At 48.4% G+C, this 16,510-nt stretch carries 13 protein-coding genes; 5 read left to right on the forward strand and 8 right to left on the reverse strand.

Translation table 11 applies throughout. From position 1 onward, the window contains the following. Positions 1–69: 69 nt before the first annotated feature. Complete coding sequence (locus BLA28_RS05065) at positions 70–1,419, reverse strand: sensor histidine kinase (protein WP_176726806.1); 1,350 nt, start codon at positions 1,417–1,419, stop codon at positions 70–72. After that, positions 1,416–2,141 carry a LytR/AlgR family response regulator transcription factor gene (locus BLA28_RS05070; protein WP_044970881.1) on the reverse strand — a complete coding sequence of 242 codons (726 nt, stop codon included), beginning with the start codon at positions 2,139–2,141 and terminating at the stop codon, positions 1,416–1,418. The genes BLA28_RS05065 and BLA28_RS05070 overlap by 4 nt, the downstream gene beginning before the upstream one ends. A gap of 488 nt (positions 2,142–2,629) precedes the next feature. On the opposite strand from BLA28_RS05070, the gene BLA28_RS05080 reads away from it, so the two are divergent. The 3 genes from BLA28_RS05080 to BLA28_RS05090 all read left to right on the forward strand — a co-directional run bounded on the left by BLA28_RS05080 (position 2,630) and on the right by BLA28_RS05090 (position 4,192). Then, positions 2,630–3,007: a response regulator gene (locus BLA28_RS05080; protein ID WP_069151626.1), complete on the forward strand. Its 378-nt coding sequence runs from the start codon at positions 2,630–2,632 to the stop codon at positions 3,005–3,007. Between the two features lie 88 nt (positions 3,008–3,095). Then, entirely contained in the window at positions 3,096–3,293 is a 198-nt protein-coding gene (locus BLA28_RS05085) for a hypothetical protein (protein WP_069156208.1), read from the forward strand. Positions 3,294–3,571: 278 nt separating this feature from the next. After that, complete coding sequence (locus BLA28_RS05090) at positions 3,572–4,192, forward strand: flavodoxin family protein (protein WP_069156209.1); 621 nt, start codon at positions 3,572–3,574, stop codon at positions 4,190–4,192. A 103-nt stretch (positions 4,193–4,295) separates the two neighbouring features. Here the strand turns inward: BLA28_RS05090 and BLA28_RS05095 are convergent, their stop codons facing one another. Further along, a complete protein-coding gene (locus BLA28_RS05095; RefSeq protein ID WP_069156619.1) occupies positions 4,296–5,654 on the reverse strand; it encodes an SPFH domain-containing protein in 1,359 nt (452 codons plus the stop codon). A gap of 195 nt (positions 5,655–5,849) precedes the next feature. On the opposite strand from BLA28_RS05095, the gene BLA28_RS05100 reads away from it, so the two are divergent. Together BLA28_RS05100 and BLA28_RS05105 are read left to right on the forward strand one after the other, a co-directional pair. After that, on the forward strand, positions 5,850–7,556 hold the full coding sequence (locus tag BLA28_RS05100; protein WP_069156210.1) for a S8 family peptidase: 1,707 nt from the start codon (positions 5,850–5,852) through the stop codon (positions 7,554–7,556). Positions 7,557–7,564: 8 nt separating this feature from the next. Further along, a complete protein-coding gene (locus BLA28_RS05105; RefSeq protein ID WP_069156211.1) occupies positions 7,565–9,304 on the forward strand; it encodes a S8 family peptidase in 1,740 nt (579 codons plus the stop codon). A 31-nt stretch (positions 9,305–9,335) separates the two neighbouring features. Here the strand turns inward: BLA28_RS05105 and BLA28_RS05110 are convergent, their stop codons facing one another. From BLA28_RS05110 to BLA28_RS05130, 5 genes are all read right to left on the reverse strand, one after another. After that, positions 9,336–11,258: a glycoside hydrolase family 36 protein gene (locus BLA28_RS05110; protein ID WP_069156212.1), complete on the reverse strand. Its 1,923-nt coding sequence runs from the start codon at positions 11,256–11,258 to the stop codon at positions 9,336–9,338. Positions 11,259–11,400: 142 nt separating this feature from the next. Continuing rightward, complete coding sequence (locus BLA28_RS05115; RefSeq protein ID WP_069156213.1) at positions 11,401–13,110, reverse strand: amylo-alpha-1,6-glucosidase; 1,710 nt, start codon at positions 13,108–13,110, stop codon at positions 11,401–11,403. Between the two features lie 47 nt (positions 13,111–13,157). After that, positions 13,158–13,985 (reverse strand): carbohydrate ABC transporter permease, encoded by an 828-nt coding sequence (locus BLA28_RS05120; RefSeq protein WP_044969881.1) that lies wholly within the window; start codon positions 13,983–13,985, stop codon positions 13,158–13,160. A 2-nt stretch (positions 13,986–13,987) separates the two neighbouring features. Further along, positions 13,988–14,890, reverse strand: a complete 903-nt coding sequence (locus BLA28_RS05125; protein ID WP_069156620.1) for a carbohydrate ABC transporter permease — start codon at positions 14,888–14,890, stop codon at positions 13,988–13,990. 85 nt (positions 14,891–14,975) lie between these two features. Then, positions 14,976–16,397, reverse strand: a complete 1,422-nt coding sequence (locus BLA28_RS05130; RefSeq protein ID WP_069156214.1) for an ABC transporter substrate-binding protein — start codon at positions 16,395–16,397, stop codon at positions 14,976–14,978. Positions 16,398–16,510: the final 113 nt, after the last annotated feature.

A 16,510-nucleotide genomic window follows, 5' to 3' on the forward strand; every position in this document is an offset into this window, starting at 1 on the left:
ATATATTAATCTTTTACTCAACCCCCACCTGTTCATTTCTGAATTACAAACTATGTCAAAGCAGAATAATTAATTACTTCCTGGCACAATCTGAAGTAATACAGATGCATAAAACACTTCTGAATTCTGTTCAAACTGTACGGTTCCTCCGTAGCGGGCGGCAATTTCACTCACAGAAGCCGTCCCGATTCCGCCCCCTTCCTTTTTTGAGGAAAGCGGCATACCATTCGCAAACATCACCGGCGTCACACAGGTATTATCCACCAGAATCAGAAGGGAGGAGCTGCCGCGGCGCTTTACCCGAAGCGTTATTAACCGGCGTTCCACCGCCTCCTGTCTGCAGGCCTCCACCGCATTCTCAAGCAGGTTTCCCAACAGCACTGTAATATCCGTATCGGATACGGGGCAGTCATCCGGATAATCCACTCCCGCTTCAAATTCGATTCCGCTGTCCCGCGCCAGGGATGCATAATAACAGATAATAGCATTAACCACATCATTGCGGCAATACCGCTCCCTTGTATCCGGAGGCATCTGACTTTTATAGAGATCAATATAATCCGCAAGCCCTGCTTTATCATCCCGATCAATATAGGACTGCACCACGGCCAGATGCTGCCGCAGATCATGACGGACCCTGCGCATTTCATCCATATGGGTGGCCAGGCCGTCAAACTGTTTCTTCTGTGCCTGAAGGCTCCTGTCGGCATATTTCAATTCTTCCTCCAGCTGCGTCCGGGTGCGGGAGACTTCCAGGACCTGAAGCGTCACAAAAGAGACATAGCAGGCGCCGAACAGCATGAGATAACGGGAAACAAGAAACTGCCAGGAGGCGTACGCATATACGTCAGTCACCGTACAGTAAAGCATGCCGAACAGTGTGGAAAACAAAGGGATTTTCCAAAAATTCTTCCACATGGCTTTATCATTGATTTTGAGTGCATCAGCAATGGTATGGCTGAAAAAATGGAACAGGAAAGGACAGGTTATCAGATAGATCACTATACGCGCAGCATTATATACAAGATACGGATGCTGATCGGAAAAGTCCCAGAAGAACTTGCTTTCAATATAATTCGCATTTCCTAACACAAAGAACTGCCATGCCAGAAACAACAGCCAGGTAAACATCAGCTTTGAAAAACTGTCTCGGATCAGAAGGAACGCAAGGATCAGATAAACCAGCAAAAAACTATAGCGTGTAATTGTAGTCCACTGTTCCGCCGCCGCATAACCGCCCCGGTTAATAGCATAAAAGACGACGCTGTAAATTGCCGCCAGAATGCTCTGCAGCAGGACTATATACCGAAAGGGCAGGCGCAGTCTGTCACGGAACAGCCAATACCGGGGCAGAGCAAAGGGAAGGGAATCCAGAAGCGGAAACAACAGTATCATCAGAATATCGATCAGCTTCATCATAACAGAGCATCCTCCCTTTCTTTTCTGAACAGATAGGAATTGAACAGCGTTTCCAATTTCTTTTTTTCCCGTCTTGCAAACGGAATTCTCACTCCATTATCCATCAGGAAATCCAGGCCGTCTATTCTCTCCACCCGTTCCGCGTTGACGATACAGCCTTTATAGCAGTTTAAAAACTGGGGATAGGTGTCAAACATATCCGCAAACTCCTTGAAAGAGTTACGGAACCGCAGGATACCGCGCTTATCCGTATGTACCTGAATATAATGTTCATCCCTGTCACACCAAAGTATCTCATGCAGAAGGATTTTTTCCTCCTCCATCCGGATAAACCGGGCGCTCCGTACTTTATCCAGTCCGGCCAGATCCATAGTCCTTGCAAAGTCCTCATACAGATAAGGCTTCAGCAGATATCCGCATGCCCGCACGCCATAGCTCTCAATGGCATGGCTTTCGCTGGTAGTGACAAATACCAGCGCCACCAGCCTGTCCGTTTCCCGTATTTTCCTCGCCGTATCAATCCCGGAAATTCCGGTCATGTACTGGTCGATAAAAATAATATCCCATACCTCCGGCACAAAGCAGGATAAAAATTCTTCACCGCTGGCAAACTCCTTTATTACGGGTTCTTCCCCTGCATAATTCTCCTCCAGGTATCGGTACAGACACTTCCGCATTTCTTCCCTGCAAAGACTTAAGTCATCTATAATAGCGACTCTCATTTCCGGAGTCTCCTTCCTTGGTACATAAAACTTTCATATCTCAAGCTTCGCACATACCCTTCTCCCCTCAGGCCACTGCTTTCATGGCTGCTGCCCGGTTTGGATTTCCTCCCTTCCCTCTGCGCCGGACGTGCAGGATTTCCTGTAAGGGGCGTATAAACTCGCCGGTCCTTAGGCCGCGTATTTTGCGGCCTTAGTACCGCTGCGTGTTTATCCGAACGAAAGTGTCCCCTGTAAGGATTCCTGCACGTCCGGCGCAGAGGGAAGGGAGGAAATCCAAACCGGGCAGCAGCCACGAAAGCAGTGGCCTGAGGGGCGAAGGGTATGTGTGAAGTTTGAGTCATTAATATTATTTTACAGGAACGATTCTTTTTCTGCAACGCAGGTTCCGGCCAAAAAGTGCAAATTCCGGCCAACTCCTTGAAAATCGGCTTCATTTCCTCTATCTTGAAGATATAGAAAACCGTGGAGGTGGAAAGGAGGCCTATATGTGGAATGTAATTATCTGTGACGGCGATGAACCGGAACGGGAGCAGCTGATGGGATTTGTCCGGCAGTATTTTGAAGAAAAGAAGAAGGATGCACAGATTGCAGGCTGCATGGACTGGCCGGAGCTTGAAGGTATGGTAAAACAGTCTCTTCCGGATGTTGTCATTGTGGCCCAGAACAGCGTGGATGGACTGAATACTATTACCAGCGCCAGACTCCTGTCCCGGAAAATCATATGGTTTTCCGATTTGGATTTCGGTGTTCAGGCATATCGGCTGTGCGTTCCCTATTTTTCCACAAAGCCGGTTACCTATCAGAAGATGGAACAGGCTCTGACCCGTTTCTTTGAGGTAAGCCCGTGGCTCGGTAAAACATGAGGCATGAGGCCTGTGAACTGTTTTCATTCACAGACAACAGATGGCCCCTGAAAATATAGAAAATCGAAAAAAGGAGTTGTGATATTTTATGGAATACACATTTAAAATAACGATATCCGCCTGTGCACATCATACATGGCAGGGTGTACTGCAGACAGAAACCGGTTCGCATCCCTTTATGAATGAGCTGGAGCTTCTGGATGCCATATCAAACCAGATGTACCTGGAGGATATGGAGGTTTTTTCCTGGGAAAAGCTTCCCTGGGAGGAGAATGCAAAGGTATAACCGGTTCCCTGAAAGCCGGTATCATGTTCTTTCGGAACTTAAAAATCGAAATGGTACAGGCCTTTCGTGAATACGGAAAGGCCTCTGTGTTTATTAACTTTTATTTTGTTATTGATTTATTTACAGATTATGCATATACTGTAAATGGTAGATACTCCCACACCTCTCAGCGATGTGTCTCAGGGAGTGTTTTTTATATGGGGAGAAAACATAAATGATTCGGTAGTATTCTTTTAATATATCGAATCCACTGACTGCAGCGAAAGGAGTACATAACAATGAAAGTATTATTAATTAACGGAAGCCCTCATGAAAAAGGCTGTACCTACACCGCACTTTCTGAGATTGCCGGCGTGCTGAATGAAAATGGAATCGACACGGAAATCTTTCAGGTCGGAAGCGACCCCATACGGGGCTGTGTGGGCTGCGGAGGCTGTGCCGGAAAAAACAGATGCGTTTTTCAGGATCAGGTAAATGTTGCCCTTGATAAGGCTGCAAAAGCCGACGGTTTTATTTTTGGTTCGCCGGTTCACTATGCATCCGCCGGAGGCGCGATCACCTCTTTCCTGGATCGGATGTTTTTTGCAGGCAAAGAAAACATGGTTTATAAGCCCGGAGCCGCCGTTGTCAGCTGCCGCCGTGCAGGATCCACCGCAACCCTTGACCAGCTGAATAAATACTTTACCATATCGAGTATGCCGCTGGTGGGCTCTTCTTATTGGAACATGGTACACGGAAACACTCCGGAAGAGGTGCTGCAGGACAAGGAAGGTCTACAGACCATGCGCAATCTGGCGCGGAATATGGCCTGGCTGCTGCATTGTATCGAAGCCGGCAAAAAAGCGGGAATCTCTGTTCCTCAGCCGGAATCAGGCAGTACCACCAACTTTATCCGTTAATATAAATAAAAAAAGAAGCAGAAATATCCGTCTGCGGGAAACTCCCGCTTTCCTCTTCGGATATCTCTGCTTTCTTTTATTTATTCCGTTTCCTTATCTTATATCATCTTATATCGCTTTCATCGAAGGGATCGCCGCATTCCGGACAGAATTTAGGAGGATGGGCCGGATCTTCCGGCTCCCAGCCGCATTTATCGCACTTATAAAGCCGGGCTCCTGCCGGTTTGGGTTTCCCGCATTCCGAGCAGAACCTGCCCTTATTCACCGCTCCGCAGGAGCATACCCAGCCTTCCTCCGCAGGTCTGGGCTTTCCGCACTCGGAACAGAACTTTCCGGTATTACCCACGGCCCCGCAGCTGCAGTTCCAGCTTCCCGCCGCAGGCGTATTCGCAGGCGTGTACGCCTGCCCTCCGGCCGGCGAAGGCTGTGCGGAAGCCTCCTGCTGGCGGTTCTTCTGTCCCATTTCGAATAGCTGCCCTGCATTGATTCCGCCTGCATTAGCGGCCATGTTCATGCCCGCAAAGGCCATCATGGGGCCTGTGGATTTATTTCCCGCCGCCGTCTTCATGGCATCTGCCTGAGCGCCGGTAATCGTCGCCGCCGCCATGTTGGGATCTCTCAGCACAGCCGCCTTCTGCAGCTGCTTAATCATATCCTCATCCTCTTCCGAGGCCTTCACGCTGCTTACGCCGAAGGATGCAAGGGCGATTCCCCGGAGCTTCACCCATTTTTCCGAAAGCACCGTATTCAAAGCGGATGCGATTTCGTCCGTATGTCCCGGAAGGGCACTGTAACGGATACCCATATCGGAAATTCTGGCAAATGCGGGCTGCAGGGCGGTCATCAGCTCACTTTTGAGCTGGCTGTCCAGATTTTCCCTGGAGTAGGCCACTTCCACATTTCCGCATACATTCACATAAAAACAGATGGGATCCACCATGCGATAGGAATATTCCCCATGACAGCGGATGGCGATATCAATGTCCAGCCCAATGTTCCTGTCCACTACGCGGAAGGGCACCGGATTGGCCGTTCCGTACTTATTTCCAACGATTTCCTTAGTGTTAAAAAAATATACTCTCTGATCCTTGGGGGTCTCTCCGCCAAAGGCGAACCGGATACCGAAGGTTTCAAAGGAACGCCTCACATTCTCTCCCAAATCTCCGTAAAAGATGGAGGGTTCGCTGGACGCATCATAAATGTATTCTCCGGGCTGGGCGCACACATCCACCACTTTCCCCTGATCCACAATCATCATGCACTGTCCTTCATTTACCGCGATAACCGATCCGTTGGATATCACGTTCTCGCTCCCTTTTTTATTGGAACCTCTTCTGGAGGTTTTCTTGCTTCCTTTTACTGCAAGGATATTGGCCGGAATCGAATCACAATAGAAATATTCTTCCCACTGATCCGCCATTACCGATGCCGCCGACTGCACTGCCGCTCTGATTAATCCCATAAAGACCTTCCTTTCTGTGTCTGTTGCATAAGCGCTCGTTCTGCTTCTGATATTTGCCGGGAATCTGTTTCTATTATAGGATACTATTGCTGTTTTTGCAAAGGGAAACACTGCGGGCAGTAAACTGCGGATAACCGATGTATATCTGCCGCAATCCCATAATATATTATAATAAACGTCCGCCAAAGGAGCTCTATGACTAATGAACAAAATCAACTGCAGGACGCAATATACAGCAATGACTATCTGGATCTGATATTCGATCCAAATGCCAGCGTCTTTCAGGAAGGGCGTATGGAACAAAATCCCCTTTCGGTTACACCCAATCCCAAATATAAAATTCATTTTTTAGATCGGAAAACCAATCCGCCATTGAATTTAGGATACTATAATTACTATGAAATTCCCCATTGCTATGGTCTTATGGATATTTCAGCCTTAAATGAATCAGGAAGCGATTTTATCCAAAACCAGTCTAATCTGGATGTAACCGGAAATGGGGTATTAATTGGTTTCCTTGATACCGGAATTGATTACACTCACCCGGTTTTCATTGATTCGGGAGGGCGGACAAAGATCCTTTCAATCTGGGATCAGACGATTCCGGCCGAAACATATCACCCCGATCTCCCCTATGGAACCGAATTTACCAGGGAGCAGATTAATGAAGCCTTAAATCATGAGAATCCTTTTGAAATAGTTCCCAGCAAGGATACCATCGGACATGGGACACAATTGGCCGGAATCGCTGCCGGGAACCGGCAGTCGGCAGATGCTTTCTCCGGAATGGCTCCCGGAAGCCAGCTGGTGATTGTAAAACTGAAAGAAGCTAAAGCAAATTTAAAAGAATACTATGGTATTGCTCCGGATATGCTGGCCTTTCAGACCACTGATCTTATGATGGCCCTTTCTTACCTGAGAAATGCCGCTGTTCGTTTGGGCTTACCCATGGTTATCTGTATCGGGCTGGGAACCAGCCTCGGCGGCTTAACGCTGCGCAATCCGCTTGAACACTATATTGAAAATCTCGCCGAGACCGAAGGCTTCTCCATTGTGAGCGCCATAGGAAATGAAGGACTGGAAGGGACTACCTATATTGGCAATATCAACAACAGCCTTGGCCGTGAAAATGTAGAAATCCTCGTCGGGCAGGAATACGGATTCACTCTTGAGCTCTGGGGGCAGCCTCCTAATATATATTCGCTCAGCATCCAGACACCTTTTGGTGAAACTATGCCAAAGCTGCATATCCGGGGCCGGGGTACACTGTCCCATGAATTTATTACTTCCCAAACCATTCTTCAGATTGATTATCTGATGTCCGAGCAAAATTCCGGGAATCAGATCATTCAGGTTAAGTTTAAGAATCCTATGCCTGGGATCTGGACTGTTACGGTATATAAGCAGGCCTATGATACCAGTGATTATTTTATGAAGCTTCCTATCAGGAATTTTCTGCGCAGCGATACCCGCTTCATGCGCCCCACTCCGGACTATTCACTGGTTAAACCGGCCGGTGTCAGGAATATTGTTTCTGTCGCAGCCTACGATCTGCAGACCGGCAATGTATATAACGGCTCCAGCTGGGGTTACATCAATGTATACGACACGAAACCGGATCTGGCGGCTCCCGGCGTCAACATCCTTGTACCCAATTTACATCACGGTTTTTCTACGGCAACAGGCAGCAGTATCGCAGCCGCCTGCACGGCCGGCAGCATTGCCCTTCTCTTTGAATGGATGATTCGCTATCATATCCCCTGGGCTCCAAATTCCCCCGGGACCAAAAACTTTTTAACCAGAGGAACCAGGCAGATTCCCGGAATACAGTTCCCAAACAAACGAATGGGCTATGGAAAACTCGATCTGGCCTCCTCCTACGAACAAGTTCTTAATCTTTAAGGAATACTATGGAAAGTCAAAAATTAGAAAATTTACTGAATGTCTCCCTGCAGGTTACGGAAACGGAACGCAAAGAATCCTTAATCCTGGATTCCGGCTTTCATTCGGATACGAAGCAATGGGACTTGATCATTAAATATTCGGGCGACTTAAGCTCCATCAGTGATTATGCCGCCGTCACAGTATTGCAGGGCGGTTATGCCATTGTGACTTTAAACGAAGCAGATATCCCCCGTTTAACCGCCAACCCGCTGGTTGAATTTATTGAAAAACCCAAAACCCTGTATACTGCTGTAAATACGGCTGTCACTTCTTCCTGTATCTTAAATTACCGTCACTATTCTAACCCGGAACTACCGGACAGTCTTCTTGGACGGGGGACGATTATCGCCTGCATTGACTCCGGCATTGATTATACCCATCCGGATTTCATCGACGACAGCGGCAGCTCGCGGATTCTGTTTATCTGGGATCAGGGGGCCGCGGGCACTCCGCCTTCAGGATATCGCCAGGGTGCCGAATTTACCCGGGAACAGATAAATGCAGCACTCAGGCTTCAGAATCGTTCTGAACGGGAGCAGCTGCTGCCCCACTGGGATTTTTCCGGACATGGAACTGCCGTATTAGGGATTGCCGCCGGAAACGGACGTGCCTCTAACCGTAACTATCCCGGCGCAGCGCCTGACTGTGATATCATCGTTGTCAAGCTGGGTACCCCGGACGCTTCCGGTTTTCCCCGAACTCTGGAGCTGATGCAGGCAATCGATTATGTCAGCCGGAAAGGGGTGGCGCTTGGCCGCCCTACTGCCATCAATCTGAGTTTCGGCAACAATTACGGCGGCCATGACGGGGAATCTCTGTTAGAGCAGTTTATCGACCAGATTGCAGGAATCGGACGGACGGCTATTTGTGTCGGTACAGGCAACGAAGCCGCGGCGGCGACTCATACCGGCGGCCTGCTGAAGACCGGCCAGACGGAAGATGTATACTTCAGTATCAGCCCTTACGAAACAAATCTCTGTCTCCAGCTTTGGAAACAGTATGTCGACGATATCAGCATCTCACTGATAACCCCAACAGGGATCCGGGTAGGCCCGCTGGTAACAAAAAATAAAACGGTAAAAGTGTCGGCTGAGGACATGGAACTCATAATCTTCTATGGCGAACCGAGTCCGTATTCCATGTCCCAGGAGATCTTCATCGATTTTATTAACCGAAGCTATTATCTGCAGCCGGGCCTTTGGAGTGTCCATCTGGAAGCGCAGAATATTATTGACGGAAAATATGATATCTGGATGCCGGGAAGCATTTCCTTAAACAGCATGTCCAGATTTTATTATCCGGACGGTGATACTACGCTCACCATCCCCTCTACCGCCAGAAAGGTCATTTCGGTTGGTGCTTATAATCACCACAATAATAATTATGCCACCTTTTCCGGCCGTGGCCCCACTCGCCTGAATCAAAGCATCAAGCCCGATCTAGCCGCCCCGGGTGTGGATATTATGAGCACAGCGGCAGGCGGCGGCTATGACAGGGTAACCGGCACTTCTTTCGCCACTCCCTTCGTTACCGGAGCCGCGGCCTTACTGATGGAATGGGGTATCGTAAAGGGTAATGATCCTTATCTGTATGGGGAAAAGCTAAAGGCCTGCCTGCTGAAGGGAGCCAGGCGGCGCGGACAGCAGCACTATCCTGACAGCCAGTGGGGCTGGGGACGGCTCTGCCTGGAAGACAGTTTTCCCTGACCTGTATGGTGCAGCAAGGTATCCTGCCATATTACTGCAGGTTATTCCATAAACTTTCATAATCCGGAATAATCTGTTCTTCCCTTGAAAGAATGAACAGGCGGCAGCCATGAGGCGGAATGCTGACCACAAGATTATTTTTCCACAGTTCTTCTTTCCTGCCTGTTTTTAAGCGGAATATATGCCAGTCGGGAGTAAAACCGAGTTTCCCGATATCATAGGCGTAGTAAAAATCAGCCTCTGATTTGTTGAGTATATATATCAGGCCTTTGTTGTTTTCTTTGTGTACCATGACAATTTCAGGGCGTTCCTCCGAAAGAAAAGGCAGGGAGGGTTTTCTTCTTTTGTCAGGGCGGATGAAATCAAAAAGCTTTTGCCGGGCAGGGGCTATTTTGTGGAGGGGATCGGAAGTGTAAATGCAGCTTCCCGATACAGCCGCCAGCAGTGCCAGGCTTTCTGTCTCCCGTTCTGTCAGGCGGATCTGGAAATCCCGCAGCATGACGGCATCGGGGTCTGTCTGGTAATAGCGGTGATTCGTATAGTTATTTCCGGTCAGGCAGCGCATCATATTCTGAGGGCCGAATTCACCGTCCCAGCTGGAACCAACGTCGCCGCCTATCCGCATGCCGTCGGCATATCCCACAAAGGGGAGGAAGGGGGCTATGCAGCCCAGCCAGTAGCTGTCTTCTCCGATGGCTTCACGGATCATCTGCAGGTATTCCCTGTAATATTCTATAGAAGTTTTACCGGGATTGTATCTTTTCACACGGCTGCTGTCCTGGAGGCCCCAGAGCATAAAATCCGTCTTGAACATCCCGGCGCCCCATTTTCTCAGGGTGGTGAAGACATGCTTCATGTAGGCCATGGCTTCGGGGTGGGAGGTGTCGAGGCAATAATATTCTTCATCCTGGTATCCCCATGGTTTGGGCTCATTGTCTGTAATCCAGGGCCGTATGGGGTTCCCTTCCCAATCATGCAGTACCCAGTCCGGATGTTCTCCGTAGAGTCTGCTTCTGTTGCCGACCATAAATGCTCCTACCCATATGCCCGGAATGTATCCGGCCTTTTTTATCTCCTGAAATGCCTCTTCCAGGCCTTCCGGGAACCGTTCGCCCGGTTCCAGCCAGTCGCCTATGGAGGTGCAGTATCCTACGTCCAGCTGAAAATACCTGATTTCTTTGCTGCATTCCAGCTGGGAAAAGCCTTCCAGGTATTCTTTCAGCTGTATTCTGTCAAAGTTCTGGTAGCAGTAATACCAGGAGCACCAGTGATAGGCCGGCGGCATTAAGAGTCTGGCCGACATGTTTCTGCCGATTTCTTCCGCGGCTTTTTCCAGGCCTTCTTCCATGGAAGGGGTCAGGAGGAACCTGAGCCTTTCAAAAATGACCTGTTCCCTTCCGGTATTTTCCATCCGTGCGCCGACAGACAGTGACAGCTCTGTTTCTGTGCTGTGTTTGCCGCTTCCGTCCGTATATTTGACGTTCTCCCGGGCATTCACCTCACAGACGGTCTCATAGTGCTTCTGCGAAACCGGATAGATGGTGAGTGCATGCCCCCCGGGAAGCTTCAGCGAACATAAACCATAGCTTACGATCGTTCCCCTTTCAAGCATGCTGTTTTTCCCATAATAGCCGGTATCTCCTCCCATCCCTTCCGCCGCCTGGTAAAAGCCTTCGGCCCGGATGTCAGCCTGATAAAAGAAATAAAGGGTATGAATCGGGCCTGTATAATTATCCAGGGAAAATTCCAGTTCGAAACTTTCCTCTTCTTCATGCAGACTGCATGCTACTTTTCCATGAACTGTTTCCCAGACTACTTTATTTTCTTCCTTTATAATCCGTATCACATGAAGGGAATGTCCGTCGATTCCCGGATACATATTTCTTATAAGATAAGCCGTACCGCTGCTTACCGTAAGGCTTCCGTCTTTTTCTATTCTGCAGTTTAGTGCCATTCCAGCCTCCCCGCCATGCCGTCCTGTGCGGCATCCTGATATGTTAGTTCTTCCATGTAAATGGTTCCGGTATGAGTATCATTCAGGTGATTCCGTCATTCAAAGGCGGCAAGAATGCCGCCTTCCAATCCGTTATCCCTTTTTACCCAAGATATTCATGAGCCATGACAAGCATAACACTGGCTGTCCAGGTATACGCACGATCTCTCAGCCCCGCTCCGGTCAGCGCATCGAAATTCTCCGCACAGCCGCTTTGCTGTACTACCTTACAGAAACGATGGGTTATATCACGGACGAAATCTTCTTCTCCGCATTCCCATAGGCCATCAGCAAGAAGCATCGTGCTGGGTGCCCATATGGGGCCTCTCCAATAGCCGTCTGCTTCGTACAGCTCGCTGGACGGGCTTTCCGTAGCCAGTCCGAACTCTGTGAGGAACTTATCACTTTTAAGCTGCTCCGTCAGATATCCCCTGATATCCGCCGGAAGCTTTTTCCCAAGCACCACAGGAAGATAGAGGAGCAGACTGTTATTCTCGATTTCCTTTCCGGTAACTGTCTGAAGGGCTTTAGGCCTGCCTCCGTCAAATAGCTTTTCCTGCATCCGGGAAAGCATGCTCTCCGACCGTTCCTTCCACAGGACACTGTCGGCCCTGCGTCCTGTCTGCTCCGCAAGGACACTCAGTTCATCCATCTGAATTATGAGAAACGCAGCCAAATCCGGCAGAGTGACAGGAGGAAGCATACGGAAGGGTGTGGAATTATCCCAGCCGGAATCATTTCCATGTGTATATTCGCAGAGGCCGTCGCCGTCCTGATCCCGGTAATTCAGCCACCACAGTGTCCATCTGCTCAGCTTTCCATATGCTTCCTCAAGCTGTTCCATGTCAAGCTTCATAATTCTTTTTAACCGGCGCAGTGTCCAGCCATGAATGGGAGGCTTACAATAATTGTCAATGACGATAGAGTCATTAATGCTGTCAGGAATCCGCCCTGTCTCACTTTGATGATCAAACATGATCATGAACTGATTCCAGGCCTCCTTCGGATTATGATATGCCAATGCCAGGGCGTTAAAGCAGTGATCCCAGCTCCAGACATTGCACATCCAGTTTTTCGACATAAACATGGCGTCTCTTTTAAGAAATCCAAGCTTATTCACGATACTGCTCCAGTTAACATAAGCCGCCTTTTCCCTGGCATCTTCGTATTCTTCCGGCACAGAGGGCATGGACTGATAAAAACGCTCAAAATCTTCCCGCGCATTTCGGCATACTTCCTGTATATCATAGCTGATATTGCGGTTTATCCAGGAATCCCTGACTTCCTCCAGCACCAGCAGGAATTCCCCGTTTTCCTCCAGGACATCAAGCTGGCAGAATTCCGAATTGCTCACCTTCCATTCCTGGTGAAGCGCAATCCTTCCGGCCTGGTTAAACAGCATATATCTCATGTAATTCTTAAAGCAGTCCGCCAGATACCAGGTATCCTTTCCGGATAAAACCGGCTGGATAAAATCAAAGGCCTCTCCCGGAAGGAAATCCAGCCTGATTCCGGCCCCTTTTCCTCTCCCGCTTATCAGAAGCGTATCGGAATCCGCATAGGCCAATGTGACCATTCCTTCCTCCCATTTCAGTTCCACCTTTTCCGGGTGCGCTTCTATCCTGTATGTACAGGCCTTACCGTCCTGCAAAGGCGATATTCCCGCCACAAAGGGCGTTTTTGCATTTCCATGGACAGTCCTGAGATACAGCCCCTCCTCCATTCCGGATCCGCGGAAATTCTTTTCATGATACGATACCGCCATATAGCTCCCCCTGGTGCTGAACGGTACCTCTTTTAAATCCAGATACATCCTTCTACCTCCTTCTTTCAAATCCCTTTTTATTATGTTTTCTTTCCCTACCCTTTCAGGCCGGAAAAGGTAATTCCTTCAATAAAATATCTCTGTGCCATAAAGTATACTGCAATCATCGGCAGAGTGATAACCGAAGATAAGGCCATCATAAGATTCCACTCGCTTACATGCTGTCCCATAAAATTCTGCAGCGCGAGGGAAACTGTTTTCAGGTTTTCCTTATCCAGATACAGCAGCGGCCCCATAAAGTCATTCCAGGTATTCATAAAGGTGAATACCCCCACCGTACATAATACCGGCTTTGCCATAGGAACAATAATGCGCAGATATATCACAAAATAATTGGCGCCGTCCACCAGCGCCGCTTCATCGTATTCCTTCGGAATCCCCGAATAAAACTGCCTTACCAGAAATACATTAAAGGCGCTTCCGAAAAAGCAGGGCAGCGTCAGGGGAACAAAGGTATTATAAGCCCCAACCGCCTGCCAGATGAGGAATTGGGGAATCATCAAAACAGTCTGCGGTATCATCATTGTAGACAATAACAGGGCAAACCACAAGTTTTTTCCCACAAAACGAAGCCTGGAAAAGCCAAAGGCAATAAAGCTTGAACTGAGTATGCTTCCCGCCATATTGATAAGCACAATAACCGCCGAATTCACAAAATACCTGGAAAAGGGGGCGCGTGCAAAAGCATCCCTGAAATTGTCCAGATTATAATGGCTGGGCAGCCACTGGATAGGTGTCGTCATGATTTCCCTGTTTGTCATAAATGAACTACGCACCATCCAGAAAAAAGGGAACAGCATCAGTATTGATATGCCGAAGAGCAATATATAAGAAACAATCTTTCCTCTATTCTTTTTTTTCATAATCAATCTCCATTCTCGTAAATCACCCAGTTGTCCGAGGTCTTAAACACAAATGCGGTGAGCGCCGCAATGATAAGAAATAATATCCAGGACATCGCCGCCGAATACCCCATCTGTGACTGTTTAAAGGCGGTGCGGTATACCAGCAGGGAATAGAAAAGGCTGGCGTTGGACGGCCCGCCGTCGGTCATAATATAGGACTGGGTAAAGGTCTGCATGGAGCCGATAATTGCCATAACAAAGTTATAGAAAATAATAGGAGTCATCATGGGAATGGTAATCTTTCTGAACTTGGCAAAACCGCCCGCACCATCGATTTCCGCCGCCTCATACAGCTGCTTGGATACTCCCTGCAGTCCGGCCAGATAGATAACGACCGTATTGCCCGCCGCCCAGACTGCCATCACGGCAAGGGAAGGGATAACCTCTTTGGGGCTGAAAATAAAATTGTGGGTATGCCCGCCAAAGGATTTGATAATACTGTTCAGCAGGCCATACATAGGATTATAAATATACATCCAGATGGCGGAGCTTGCCACTACCGGCACAATGGAAGGAATATAAAAAATTGTCCGGAATACGGACAGCCCCTTCACCTTTGTATTCAGCAGCATGGCTATCAGCAAAGGGATACAGGTGACGAGCGGAACGCTCAGAAGAGTATAATATGCCGTCACCTTCAACGACTTGATCACAAGCGGATCCTTAAAAAGATTTACATAATTTTTTATGCCTATAAATTCCTGAGGTGTGATCACATCCCATTTTGTAAAGCTGAGCCACATACTGAACAGCATGGGACCGAAATTAAAACAAACCAAACCGATAATTGCCGGAGCGATAAAGAAATACCCCCATTTCAGCTGGGTCTTTTCCTTTAATGACATCCTCTCCTTTTTTTTCATCTTTAACTGCCCTCCAGTCTTGCCCGCAGGATACCCGGACGGCAGCCGTATATCTGCTGCCATCCGGTATCCCGCCGCCATTTATTTATTTCCAGTAACCATCTATGCTGTCGGACAGATCAAGCGCTTCCAGAGCCTCTTTTGCAGATACCTCTCCCAGCCAGACATTGTCAAGCGCGGGAACAATGGTATTATCCACGATAACCGGGAAGTTTTTCACTCTGACATTATCTCCCAGGACAGTGGTATCCGCCTGCAGAATATTTTTGAAGGCCTCACACATCTGCGTCGCATCTACTTTCGTATAAGTGGAAACCCATTTTGCCTCATTTTCCCCTCCGTCAAATACTTCCAGCGTATGAGGAAGGCCGCCGAGAGAAACACCCTGATCCAGTGCAGCCTGAATGGAATTGGTAAAATTGGTAAAGTACTGATAAAAATCAAATGCTTCTTTATTGTCAGCCGCATTAGGTGACATACAAAGACCGGCAGTCCAGCTGATATCCGCCGGATGCTTAAAGGCCGGGATCGGAGCCACGCCTACGTCAAAGCCTTCATTGGTATAATTGGCAAGCGCCCAGCCGCCGTCAATTACCATGGCAACCTGTCCGTTCATCAGCATGGCGGAGGCATCTGAAAACGCGCCTTTTGCCATGGCATTGGAGGGTGCGCAGTGAATCTTATTCCCCAAATCGGCAATGGACTGAATCACTTCGATCCCTGCATCAGAGCTGATTCCCAGAGCCGTACCATCTTCATTCAGAATTCCCGAATCATTGGTATGGAGCAAGGGTATGAATTTTACCCAGTCTGTAGGCATCATCGTCCCATACACCGTGATGTTGTCCGGATCGAAAGCCGCATCGTCAGGTCCGCTGCCGCTGCTGTCCTTCGTAATCTTTTTGGCATTTTCCACGAACTCATCCCATGACCAGGGCTGTGATGCATCAATGCCGGGGAACGCAATCCCATTCTCTTCCAAAAGCTCCTTGTTATAATACAAACACAGAGTTGTCACGTTATAGCCTACCGACCATACATTTTCATCCGTGGAAAAAATAGCAGAATCCACAGAAACATCGGAAGGATTCACTCCCGCGGCTTCATATAAAGGCTTCAGATCCAGCAGCGCTCCTTTTTCGCCCCATTCAAATACATTTCCCTCCGGCAGGTTGAAAATATCAGGCATGCTTCCGGCCGCTGCCATCGTATTGATTTTGCTCAGATACTCCGCATAGGGAATATAGTTTTCTTCAATATCAATATCCGGGTTTTCTTTTTCATATTGGGCTACGATCGCCTTATCAAATTCCTGTTCGGCATCCGACGCCCACATATAGAAGGTTACTTTTTTCTTCTCCCCTGAGGAGCTTTCCGCCTGGGAAGCCTCCGTCTGTCCTGAGCCGGCTGTACTTCCGGCTGCAGCAGTATTTCCTCCGCTCCCGCATCCCACACATGTACATACCATACAAACTCCGATAAACCATGCCAATAACTTTTTCTTCATTTTTTACCTCTCCCTTTCTAATTAATAGTTTCGTCCGTCGACATGTATATAATATTGGTTTTCAGGCTCCGCTCCTAGTACAATATTATCATGCTACTAGCACAATTTTTCCG

The sequence above is a fragment of the Eisenbergiella tayi genome (assembly GCF_001881565.1).
Lineage (GTDB): Bacteria > Bacillota > Clostridia > Lachnospirales > Lachnospiraceae > Eisenbergiella > Eisenbergiella tayi.